Source organism: Hydrogenophaga palleronii (assembly GCF_031457455.1).
Lineage (GTDB): Bacteria > Pseudomonadota > Gammaproteobacteria > Burkholderiales > Burkholderiaceae_C > Hydrogenophaga > Hydrogenophaga palleronii_A.
Genome location: NZ_JAVDWU010000016.1, coordinates 30,342 through 42,040, shown reverse-complemented (window position 1 = coordinate 42,040; position 11,699 = coordinate 30,342). Strand labels below are relative to the sequence as shown.

The window sequence follows — 11,699 nt, the reverse complement described above, 5'->3', positions numbered from 1 at the left end:
GAAGAGACACGAAAACGATGAGCTCCACCCTCTCTGCAAGCACGCTGCTGGCCGTCCCGCTCGCTCCCCTGGTGGGTGCCGCTCTGGCCGGCATCCTGGGCACCACCTTCGGCGGCAACGTGATCGGTCGTCGCGCCTCGCACACTTTCACCATCCTGGGCGTGCTGCTGGCCTTCATCCTGTCGGCGATGACGCTCAAGGACGTGATCGGCGGTGCCCGCTTCAATCAGACCATCTACGAATGGATGGTGGTGGGTGGTCTGAAGATGGAAATCGGCTTCATGGTGGACGGTCTGACCGCCATGATGATGTGCGTGGTGACCTTCGTCTCGCTCATGGTGCACATCTACACCATCGGCTACATGGAAGAAGACGCCGGCTACAACCGCTTCTTTGCCTACATCTCGCTCTTCACCTTCTCCATGCTGATGCTGGTGATGAGCAACAACCTGCTGCAGCTTTTCTTTGGCTGGGAGGCGGTGGGTCTGGTGTCCTACCTGCTGATCGGGTTCTGGTTCAACAAACCCACGGCCATTTTCGCCAACATGAAGGCCTTCCTGGTCAACCGGGTGGGTGACTTCGGCTTCATTCTCGGCATCGGCCTGATCGTGGCCTACACCGGCACGCTGAACTACACGGAGATCTTCACGAGGGCCCCAGAGCTCAGCGCCGTTCTGTTCCCGGGCACGGAGTGGCTGCTGGTCACCGTGATCGGTGTGTGCCTGTTCATCGGCGCCATGGGCAAATCGGCGCAGTTCCCCCTGCACGTGTGGCTGCCCGACTCCATGGAAGGCCCCACCCCCATTTCGGCACTGATCCACGCGGCCACCATGGTCACGGCAGGCATCTTCATGGTGGCCCGCATGTCCCCGGTGTTCGAACTTTCGGACGCGGCACTGAACTTCATCATGGTGATCGGGGCCATCACCGCGCTGTTCATGGGCTTCCTGGGCATCATCCAGAACGACATCAAGCGCGTGGTGGCGTATTCCACGCTGTCGCAGTTGGGCTACATGACCGTGGCGCTGGGTGCTTCCGCCTACTCCGTGGCGGTGTTCCACCTGATGACACACGCCTTCTTCAAGGCGCTGCTGTTCCTGGCTGCAGGCTCGGTGATCATCGGCATGCACCACAACCAGGACATCCGCTGGATGGGTGGCTTGCGCAAGTACATGCCCATCACCTGGATCACCTCATTGCTGGGCACGCTCGCCCTGATCGGCACGCCATTTTTTGCGGGCTTCTACTCCAAGGACAGCATCATCGAGGCGGTGCACTTCAGCGCGCTGCCTGCCTCGGGCTTTGCCTATTTCGCCGTGCTGGCTGGTGTGTTTGTCACGTCCTTCTATTCGTTCCGTCTGTACTTCCTGGTCTTCCATGGCAAGGAGCGCTACGACCAGAACCCGGACGCTCACCATGACGACCACGGTCACCACGACGACCATGGACACGGCGACGGCAAACCGCACGAATCGCCCTGGGTGGTCACGGTGCCCTTGCTCCTGCTGGCCATTCCGTCGGTGGTGATTGGCTACATGACGATCCAGCCGATGGTGTTTGGTGACTTCTTTGCCGATGCGATCTACATCAACACCGAAATCCACCCGGCGATGGTCAAGTTCGGCGAGATCTTCCAGGGTCCGCTGGCCATGGTCAGCCACGCTTTCTTCACCCCACCGCTGTACCTTGCACTGGCCGGCGCTATATCCGCCTGGTACATGTACTTGGTGAACCCGGCGCTGCCGGTCGCCATCGGGCGCGCATTGCGCCCTCTGGTCACGATTCTCGAGAACAAGTACTACATGGACTGGTTCAACGAGAACGTGCTGGCGCGTGCGGCACGCGGGCTTGGGCGCGGGCTGTGGCAGGGTGGTGACAGAGGGGTCATCGAGGGTGGAGTGGTCAATGCCAGCTGGAAGCTGGTGGGTCTGGTGTCGTCCGTGGTGCGTCGCGTGCAGACCGGCTACCTGTACCACTACGCGCTGGTGATGATCGTGGGCGTGTTGCTGTTCATGACGTATTTCGTGTGGCTCGCCAAATAAGAGGAAGAACAAGATGGGTTTGCTGAGCCTTGCGATCTGGACGCCGGTTTTCTTCGGCGTCGTGCTGCTGGCATTTGGCCGTGACGATCAGGCACACATGGTGCGCTGGATCGCACTGGTGGGCGCCATCGCCGGACTGGCCGTGACCGTGCCGCTCTACACCGGCTTCGAGCTGGGCACGGCGAGCATGCAGTTTGTGGAAAAAGCCGCGTGGATCGAGCGATTCAATGTGCACTACCACCTGGGCGTGGATGGCATCTCGCTCTGGCTGGTGTTGCTGACCGCCTTCATCAACGTGGTCGTAGTGGTCGCGAGCTGGGAAGCCATCACGCAGCGCGTGAACCAGTACATGGGTGCGTTCCTGATCCTCTCGGGCCTCATGATCGGTGTCTTCAGTGCACAGGACGCCATGCTGTTCTATGTGTTCTTTGAAGCCACCTTGATTCCGATGTACCTGATCATCGGTATCTGGGGTGGTCCCAACAAGATCTACGCCGCTTTCAAGTTCTTTCTCTACACCTTGCTCGGCTCCCTGCTGATGCTGGTGGCGCTCATCTACCTCTACACGGAATCGGCGGGCAGTTTCGCATTGGCCGACTGGTACCAGCTGCCGCTGGGCAGCACGGCACAGACGCTGCTGTTCTTTGCTTTCTTTGCGGCGTTTGCGGTGAAGGTGCCCATGTGGCCGGTGCACACCTGGTTGCCCGACGTGCACGTGGAAGCACCCACCGGTGGATCGGCTGTGCTGGCCGCCATCATGCTCAAGCTGGGTGCGTACGGCTTCCTGCGCTTCTCCATGCCCATCCTGCCCGATGCTTCGCAAGAGTGGGCCTGGCTGATGATCACGCTGTCGCTGATTGCGGTGATCTACGTGGGTCTGGTGGCCATGGTGCAGCAGGACATGAAAAAGCTGGTGGCGTATTCGTCGGTGGCGCACATGGGCTTTGTCACGCTGGGCTTCTTCGTGTTCAGCGACCTCGGCATGGCCGGTGGCATCGTGCAGATGATCGCCCACGGCTTTGTGTCGGCCGCCATGTTCCTGGCCATCGGCGTGCTGTACGACCGCGTGCACTCGCGCGAAATTGCCGACTACGGCGGTGTGGTCAACACCATGCCCAATTTCACCGCCTTCGCCTTGCTTTTCGTGATGGCCAATGCCGGCCTACCGGGCACGGCCGGTTTTGTGGGCGAGTGGATGGTGATCCTGTCTGCCGTCAAAGCCAACTTCTGGATCGGCATGGGCGCCGCGACGGCCTTGATCTTCGGCGCGGCCTATTCGCTGTGGATGTTCAAGCGGGTGTACCTGGGAGCGCCGGCCAATGACAACGTCAAAGGCCTGACCGACATCAACGCGCGCGAATTCCTTGTCATGGCGGTGTTGGCCATCGCCGTGCTGGTCATGGGCGTGTACCCCAAGCCCTTCACGGATGTGATGGACGCTTCGGTCGCCGAACTGCTGCGCCACGTGGCCATCTCCAAACTGAACTGATTCCGTGACCAGCAAAAATGCAAGAGAGCGCTTACATGATTGACAACCTCAGCTGGGTCGCGGCTTACCCTGAAATCCTGTTGCTGGTGATGGCCTGCGTGATCGCATTGCTGGATCTCGCCGTCAAAAGCCCGCTCCGGGGCGCTACCTATGTGTTGACCATGGCGACCCTGGCGGTGGTGGCGGCGCTGCAAGGCTACTACGCCAGCACAGGCACGACCATCATGGGGTGGGGCGGCATGGTGGTCAGCGACCCCATGGGCAACTGGCTCAAATGTTTCGCGGCACTGGCCGTGATGGTCACCCTGGTGTATGGCCGTGCCTACGCAGGTGCTCGTGACATGCTGCGCGGCGGCGAGCTGTTCACACTGGCACTGTTTGCTCTGCTGGGCATGTTCGTCATGATCTCGGGTCACAACTTCCTGGTGATCTACCTGGGGCTGGAATTGCTGACGCTGTCCAGCTATGCGCTGGTGGCCCTGCGGCGCGATGACGCGCAGGCCACGGAAGCGGCCATGAAGTACTTTGTGCTTGGCGCACTGGCCAGCGGTTTTCTGCTGTATGGCCTGTCCATGGTGTACGGCGCGACCGGCTCACTCGACCTGGCGGCGGTCCTGGAGGCCATTGCCGGAGGCGAGGCCACGCTCAAGGGATCGAGCCAGGTGCTGGTGCTGGGTCTGGTGTTTGTGGTGGCGGGCCTGGCCTTCAAACTCGGCGTGGTGCCGTTCCACATGTGGGTGCCCGACGTCTATCACGGTGCACCCACCGCGATCACGCTGATGATCGGTGGTGCACCCAAGCTCGCCGCCTTTGCGATCGTGATCCGTCTGCTGGTCGAAGGGCTGCAGCCGCTGGCTTTCGACTGGCAGCAGATGCTGGCCGTGCTGTCGGTGGCCTCGCTGCTGGTGGGCAACCTCGCAGCGATTGCGCAGACCAACCTCAAGCGCATGCTGGCTTTCTCCACCATCGCCCAGATGGGGTTCATGTTGCTGGGCCTGCTGGCCGGCATCCTGGACGGCGACAGCGGCAACATGGCCAACGCCTACGCGTCGTCCATGTTTTATGTGGTGACCTATGTGCTGACCACGCTGGGCACCTTCGGCGTGATCCTGCTGCTGTCACGCAGCGGATTCGAGTCGGAGAACATCAACGATCTGGCGGGTCTGAACCAGCGCAGTCCGCTGTATGCCGGCGTCATGGCCATCTGCATGTTCTCGCTGGCTGGCGTGCCGCCACTGGTGGGCTTCTACGCCAAGCTCTCGGTGCTGCAGGCGCTGCTGGCGTCCAGCGGTCCTTTCTACATCGGTCTTGCGGTGTTCGCGGTGCTGATGTCGCTGATCGGGGCCTTCTATTACCTGCGACTCGTCAAGGTGATGTACTTCGACGAACCCACGCAGACCGCCGACATCGTGGCGGGCGCAGACGCCCGTTCCGTGCTCTCGCTCAATGGGGCCCTGGTGCTCCTGCTGGGCATCGTGCCCGGTGGGCTCATGACCCTGTGTGCGCAGGCGGTCTCCGCGCTCTTCGCCTGATGCTGTTCACCGCCTGGCGGTGAACTCATTGCGTGCAGTGCCATCGAACGCCACAACATGACCCAAGATGTCTCCATCTGGCTGGTGCTGCTTGCAGCACTGGTGGCGGCGAACCTGCCGTTCCTGAATGACCGTTGGCTGGCCATTGTTCCGCGTGCCAACCCCAAAACCCTGGGCATGCGGGCAGCCGAACTGGTTGTGTGCTACTTGTTGGTGGGTGCCCTGGGCCTGGCGCTTGAGCAATACGCCGGACAGATCTATCCGCAGCGCTGGCAGTTTTATGCCACCACTGGCGCCTTGTTTCTGACGCTTGCCTTCCCCGGGTTTGTGTACCGCTACTTGTTCAAGCGGAGAACATGAGGCATCCCCGCGTCGCTTCGCGCCACCCCCTCAAGGGGGCGATACCAGTGGCCCGGCGAAGCCGGTTCCACGGTATCTCTGGAGTGGGACACCTCGCTCCTGAGGCATGACCTGCTGTCCGAGCCGCTTCGCACCTACTATCGACATGACTGACTGCATCAAGGGCGACGACCATTTGCGAGAGACCACGCTGGGCCGTACCGAGCTGCTGAATGGCCATTTCTTGCACGTGGTCCGCGACGCGGTGCGTTTGCCCAGCGGACGCGATGCCACCCGGGAGTACGTTCTGCACCCGGGTGCCGTGATGGTGATCGGCTTGCTTGACGACGGCCAGCTGGTGCTGGAACGTCAGTATCGCCACCCCATGCAGCGCGTGATGATCGAGTTTCCTGCGGGCAAGCTCGATGCAGGGGAGGGCAGCCTGGCCTGTGCCCGACGCGAACTGCTTGAAGAGACCGGCTACAGCGCCAGGGAGTGGGCCTTTGCAGGGCGTCTGGCGCCCACCATTGCGTACTCCAACGAACTCATCGACATCTGGTTTGCGCGCGGATTGAGCCTGGGTGAGCGCCGGCTCGATGACGGTGAGTTTCTCGATGTGATCACCGCCACGCCCGCTCAATTGAACGACTGGTGCCGCTGCGGAGAAGTGGTGGATGGCAAGACCCTGGTCGGCGCCCTGTGGTTGCTGCAGGTCCAGCAGGGCGCCTGGGCATTGGAGTGGTCGACCGACCCTGAGCCCCCGCTGGCGGATAATTCGCGACATGAAGGTTCTTGACCTGCAATGCTCTCAACAGCACAGCTTTGAAGGCTGGTTTGCGTCCGAAAGCGATTTCGGCGACCAGCTGGCGCGCGGGCAGTTGACGTGCCCCATTTGTGGCGATGCGCAGGTGCGCAAGATGCTCTCGGCGCCCCGGCTGAACCTGGGGGTGGCGCGTGAGACTGGAGCTGCCGTGCAGGACCCGTCGCAGCATCGGGCGGTAGCTTCGCCCGGTGGTCATTCCGCCATGCAGGCCCAGTGGCTCAAGGCGGTGCGGCAGGTGCTTGAAAACACGGAGGACGTGGGTGAACGTTTTGCCGATGAAGCCCGGGCGATGCACCAGGGCGAGATCGATCAGCGCAATATCCGCGGACGCGCCAGCCCGGAAGAGGCCATGGCCTTGATCGAAGAGGGCATCGAGGTTTTGCCCTTGCCCGAGATTCCCCTGCTCAAGGAAACGCTGCAATAGCGTTCCGCATACGCGCTGGCGGGCGGGCCTCCGTCCGAGCATGGCGGTGGTTGATTCGCGAGACCCGCCTGGGGTTGCCGCATGAGTCCATCCACGCTCATGACCTGACCCAGTTTCCCATTCCCGATTTTTGCGGTACCGTGGCCGTTGATGCCATTCAAAATGCGCTACCCTGGGTTCATGCATTTCTTGCATAAGCCCATGGTATGGGTCCATGCAATCCTCTACTGACCCGGTTAGGGAGCCCTGTTCACTCCTAGAATCTGCGCGATTCGATACCCGCTCAGTGACACCACCCTGACCCCCATCCGACTGGATAAAAACCATGAAACCGAGTTTTCAGGAACTGTTTTTTGCCGCCGCCGACCCCGACGAAATGCGCAGTCGCGATCCGGCGATGCTCAAGCTCATGGCCGAGTCGCACCTGGCTTTGCTCAATGCTTCAGCTGCCAACGAGGTACGGGTTCAGTTGCTGCCACAACCCGCTGACCAGAAGCAGGATGCGGGAACCAGCATGGTGCAGATCGTGCACCCCGACATGCCCTTTCTGGTCGACTCAGTCACCATGGCCGTGAACGGCTCCGGCCGCACGGTGCACTGGATCGTCCATCCCCTGTTGAGAGTGACACGAAACGCCGCCGGGAAAGTGACCCGGATCGCAGGAGCGGTGGACCACACGCCGGGCGAAGGACAGATGGTGTCGTGCATTCTGGTCGAGTGCGACCGTCTCGCCTCCGATCCGGATGGTGAGGCCCTGTGCCAGAAGATCGAAGACACCCTGCGCGACGTGCGGTGTGCCGTGCAGGACTGGCGAGCCATGTTGTCTCGCGTGCAGGTGCTCAATGCCAGCTTCACGGCGGTGGATGCACCTGAAGCCGACGAAGCCAAGGCCTTTCTGACCTGGCTGGAGCAAGGCCATTTCACCTTCCTGGCAGCAGAAGACTATGAGCTCAAGGGCAAGCAGCTCGTCCCCGTCCCAGGCACGGCGCTGGGATTGCTGAAGAATGCTGGCGAGCAGGCCCTGCCCAGCCAGCCGGCGCAGCAGTTCAGCGCCAATCCGGTGCTGGTGCTCTCGACCAAAGCGATGCGGCGCTCCACCGTGCACCGGCCTGCCTGGCTTGACGCGATCAGCGTCAAGCGACTCGATGCCGCTGGCCGGCTGGTGGGAGAAAGCCGGTTTTTCGGGCTGTACACCGCCGCAGCCTATGCCGCTTCGGTGGAGCAAATTCCGGTGGTGCGTCAGCACGTGGCCAGGGTCATGGCCGATGCGGGTGTGGTCAAAGGCAGCCACGCGCACAAGGCCATGCAGGCCATTCTTGAAACCTATCCGCGTGATGAAATCTTGCAGATCGACGCGGACACGTTGTCGCAACACGCAATCGGCATCCTGCGGCTGCAGGAGCGCCAACGGGTTCGCCTGTTCGTGCGTCGCGGCGCGTTTGGCAAGCTCGCATCGGTGCTGGTGTATGTGCCACGCGATGTCTACACCACCGAGCTGCGCGTCAAGGTCGGCGCCTTGCTGTCAGAGGCTTTTGATGCCGAATCGGTCGAGTTCACACCCATGCTCACCGACAGCGCCCTGGCGCGCATTCACTACATCGTGCGTGCCAGAAGCCAGTTGCCCCTGGACGTGGACCTGCCCAAGCTGGAAGCCCAGGTGGCCCAGGCCTGCAAACGCTGGGTCGACGGCGTGCACGCCGTGCTGCTGGCACGCAATGGCAAGGGTTCGGCCCGGTTGAGCGACCTGCTGGACGCGTTCCCCACCGCCTACCGTGAAGACTTCGATGCCGAAACCGCAGCCCAGGATGCGGTGATCCTGAGCCAGCTGGGCGAGCAGCAACCGCTGGCCTTGAACCTGTACGACCGCCAGGGCCAGGTCCGCCTGAAGACCTATTCCACACAGAAGATCACCCTGTCCGATGCCATGCCCGTGATGGAGGCCATGGGCGCCCGCGTGCTGGACGAACACCCCTACCATTTCGCGCCGCAAGGGCACTGGATTCACGACTGGGGCATGGCATTCTCCCAGCCGCTGGACGTGGCCGATCTCAAGCCGCGCTTTGAAGAGTTGTTTCATGCGGTGTGGCGCCACGAAGTGGAAAGCGACGCGCTCAACCGCCTGGTGCTGTCCACCGATCTCCATGCGCGTGCGATTGCTGTCTTGCGGGCCTATGTGCGTTACTTCAAGCAGCTGGGTTTTGCTTTCAGCCAGAGCTACATCGAAGACACGCTGAACAAGAACCCGCTGATTGCGCAAAACCTGTTCGAACTGTTTGCGCTGCGCTTCGACCCGGCCGAAGCCGAGCGCCGCAAGGAGCGGACCGACGCCAAGGTACAGGTCATTGAAGCCTTGCTCGCCGATGTGGCCAGCCTGGAAGAAGACCGTGTGTTGCGCCAGTTCCTGGGCACGATCAATGCCACGCTGCGAACCAATGTCTACCAGAAGGGGCGCGACTATATGAGCTTCAAGCTCAGCCCGCGCAGCATTCCCGGCATGCCTGAGCCCAAGCCGCTGTTCGAGATCTGGGTGTATTCGCCCCGGGTGGAAGGGGTGCATCTGCGCGGTGGCAAGGTGGCGCGCGGAGGCCTGCGCTGGTCCGACCGGCGTGAAGATTTCCGTACCGAAATTCTGGGCCTTGTGAAGGCGCAGATGGTGAAGAACACCGTGATCGTGCCGGTGGGCTCCAAGGGCGGTTTCGTTCTGAAGAACCCGCCACCGGCGACCGACCGCGAAGCCTATCTGGCTGAAGGGGTGGCTTGCTACAAGACCTTCCTCTCTGGCCTGCTCGATGTCACAGACAACCTGGTCAAGGGCGCCGTGGTGCCGCCCACCGATGTGGTGCGCCACGACGAAGACGACCCCTACCTGGTGGTGGCGGCCGACAAAGGCACAGCCACCTTCAGTGACATCGCCAACAGCGTGAGTGCGGCCTACGGCTTCTGGCTGGGGGATGCGTTTGCTTCGGGTGGCTCGGTGGGCTACGACCACAAGAAGATGGGCATCACCGCGCGAGGCGCGTGGGAGTCGGTCAAGCGCCACTTCCGTGGCCTGGGCCTGGACACACAGACTCAGCCCTTCACCGTGGCCGGCATTGGCGACATGTCGGGCGACGTGTTCGGCAACGGCATGTTGCTGTCAACCCAGATCAAGCTCGTCCTGGCGTTTGACCACCGCCATGTGTTCATTGATCCCAACCCGGATGTGGCCCTCAGTTTTGCCGAGCGGGAGCGGTTGTTCAAGCTGCCGCGCTCCAGCTGGGATGACTACGACAAATCGCTCATCAGCGAGGGCGGCGGTGTGTTTCCCCGCACCGCCAAATCCATCCGCCTGAGCCCGCAGGCAAGGGCCGTGATCGGCACCGACGCCACCGAGATGGCGCCCAACGATCTGCTCAACGCCATCCTCAAGGCGCCAGTGGATCTGGTCTACAACGGCGGCATCGGCACCTATGTGAAGGCCAGCTTCGAGAGCCATGCGCAGGTCGGCGACAAGGCCGGCGATGCCTTCCGCGTCAATGGCAATGAATTGCGCTGCAAGGTGTTCGGCGAAGGCGGCAATCTGGGCTGCACGCAGAACGGTCGCATCGAATTCGCCCAGGCCGGGGGGTTGATCTACACCGATGCGATCGACAACTCCGCCGGCGTGGACTGCTCCGATCACGAAGTCAACATCAAGATTCTGGTGGGTGCGGTGCAAGAGGCCGGTGGCCTGACGCAGGACAGCCGCAACGAGCTGCTCGCGAGCATGACCGACGAAGTCGGCCTGCTGGTGCTGCAGGATAACTACTACCAGACGCAGCAGATCGAACTGGCGGCGGCGCGCCCGGTGTACCTGCTGAACGGGCAGCAAAGCCTGATGCGCTGGCTGGAAAGCACAGGGTTGCTCAACCGCACCATCGAGTTCCTGCCGAGCGACGAGGAGTTGGCCAGGCGCAAGCGCGAAGGCAAAGGCCTTACGCGGCCGGAGAACGCGGTGCTGATGGCCTATGCCAAGATGAACCTGTTCGACGAGCTGTGTGCCAGCACGCTGCCCGACGACCCCTTCTATGCACGGGTTCTCACGATGTACTTTCCAAAAGTGCTGGGGGAGCGCTATGGTGAATACATCGCGCGCCACGCGCTGCGCCGGGAAATCATCGCCACCTACATGACCAATGCCGTGGTCAATCGGGTGGGTGCCACCTTCGTCAACTTCCTGGCCAACGAGGCCTCGTGCACCGCCAGCGACGTGGTCAGCGCCTACACGCTGGCGCGCGAGGTGTTTGGTCTGGAACAGATCTGGGACCGCATCGATGCGCTCGACAACCGCATCAGTTCCGACCTGCAGCTCAGCCTGCTCACGCAACTGGCGGCCATCGCCCAGCGCGCCAGCCGGTGGATGCTGCGCCACCGCGGCCAGGGTGATCTGCCGAGCATGATCGCGCACTACCAGCCAGCCGCGCAGACGCTGCGCCAGCATGTGGACCAGTGGCTCCCCGCCGCGGCTGTGGCGCAATGGAAGGCAGACAGCGCGCGACTGGTCGAAGCCGGTGTGGAGACCCAGCTTGCCGACGACCTCACGGTATTGGAATACCTGTACCCCGTGCTCGACCTGGTGGACGTGGCCGCCAAAGCCGGCAGCACGCTGGAGGAAGCCGCGCGCACCTATTTCGCCATCGAGAGCACGCTGGGCCTCGGCCTGTGGCGCCAGCAGATTGGCAAGCTGCCCACAGACTCGTTGTGGCAAACCCAGGCCCGCGCCAGCGCCCGCGACGACGTGTACTCCATCGCCGCGCAGATGTCGCTGTCGCTGCTGTCCAGCCAGCAACCGCTTGAACAATGGCTGGAACGCCACGCCAAGGCCATCGAACGCCTCAATGCCATGCGCGAAAGCATCGCGGGCCAGACCCCTGACCTGGCCCCCGTTTCGGTGGCGTTGCGCGAGCTGCGCAATTTAGGGTGACTCCCCCCTGCGCCGCTGACGCGGCTTCCCCCCTCTCTGGCGCCTTCGGCTTGGAGGGGGGACGACCTCTCGGGCCGGCGGAGCCGGACCCTTGCGGTCCCTGGAAGG

7 protein-coding genes are annotated in these 11,699 nt (G+C 62.4%); all 7 read left to right on the top strand.

Annotated features, from left to right (window positions below; all coding sequences use genetic code 11):
• Positions 1-17 precede the first annotated feature (17 nt).
• A complete protein-coding gene (gene nuoL / locus J2W49_RS24675) occupies positions 18-2,042 on the top strand; it encodes an NADH-quinone oxidoreductase subunit L (RefSeq protein ID WP_310322301.1) in 2,025 nt (674 codons plus the stop codon).
• A 13-nt stretch (positions 2,043-2,055) separates the two neighbouring features.
• Positions 2,056-3,531 carry an NADH-quinone oxidoreductase subunit M gene (locus J2W49_RS24670; protein WP_310322298.1) on the top strand — a complete coding sequence of 492 codons (1,476 nt, stop codon included), beginning with the start codon at positions 2,056-2,058 and terminating at the stop codon, positions 3,529-3,531.
• A 35-nt stretch (positions 3,532-3,566) separates the two neighbouring features.
• Positions 3,567-5,063, top strand: coding sequence for an NADH-quinone oxidoreductase subunit NuoN (gene nuoN / locus J2W49_RS24665; RefSeq protein ID WP_310322296.1), 1,497 nt, complete (start codon positions 3,567-3,569; stop codon positions 5,061-5,063).
• A 57-nt stretch (positions 5,064-5,120) separates the two neighbouring features.
• Complete coding sequence (locus J2W49_RS24660; RefSeq protein ID WP_310322294.1) at positions 5,121-5,423, top strand: DUF2818 family protein; 303 nt, start codon at positions 5,121-5,123, stop codon at positions 5,421-5,423.
• A 145-nt stretch (positions 5,424-5,568) separates the two neighbouring features.
• Complete coding sequence (locus J2W49_RS24655) at positions 5,569-6,198, top strand: NUDIX domain-containing protein (RefSeq protein WP_310322291.1); 630 nt, start codon at positions 5,569-5,571, stop codon at positions 6,196-6,198.
• Positions 6,185-6,649 (top strand): DUF1178 family protein, encoded by a 465-nt coding sequence (locus tag J2W49_RS24650; protein WP_310322288.1) that lies wholly within the window; start codon positions 6,185-6,187, stop codon positions 6,647-6,649. The genes J2W49_RS24655 and J2W49_RS24650 overlap by 14 nt, the downstream gene beginning before the upstream one ends.
• A 325-nt stretch (positions 6,650-6,974) precedes the next feature.
• On the top strand, positions 6,975-11,591 hold the full coding sequence (locus tag J2W49_RS24645) for an NAD-glutamate dehydrogenase (RefSeq protein WP_310322285.1): 4,617 nt from the start codon (positions 6,975-6,977) through the stop codon (positions 11,589-11,591).
• Positions 11,592-11,699: the final 108 nt, after the last annotated feature.

Excerpts from the sequence above, each read along its gene's own strand:
- nuoL (WP_310322301.1), top strand. The coding sequence starts at position 18 with ATGAGCTCCACCCTCTCTGCAAGCACGCTGCTGGCCGTCCCGCTCGCT.
- J2W49_RS24670 (WP_310322298.1), top strand. The coding sequence starts at position 2,056 with ATGGGTTTGCTGAGCCTTGCGATCTGGACGCCGGTTTTCTTCGGCGTC.
- nuoN (WP_310322296.1), top strand. The coding sequence starts at position 3,567 with ATGATTGACAACCTCAGCTGGGTCGCGGCTTACCCTGAAATCCTGTTG.
- J2W49_RS24660 (WP_310322294.1), top strand. The coding sequence starts at position 5,121 with ATGACCCAAGATGTCTCCATCTGGCTGGTGCTGCTTGCAGCACTGGTG.
- J2W49_RS24655 (WP_310322291.1), top strand. The coding sequence starts at position 5,569 with ATGACTGACTGCATCAAGGGCGACGACCATTTGCGAGAGACCACGCTG.
- J2W49_RS24650 (WP_310322288.1), top strand. The coding sequence starts at position 6,185 with ATGAAGGTTCTTGACCTGCAATGCTCTCAACAGCACAGCTTTGAAGGC.
- J2W49_RS24645 (WP_310322285.1), top strand. The coding sequence starts at position 6,975 with ATGAAACCGAGTTTTCAGGAACTGTTTTTTGCCGCCGCCGACCCCGAC.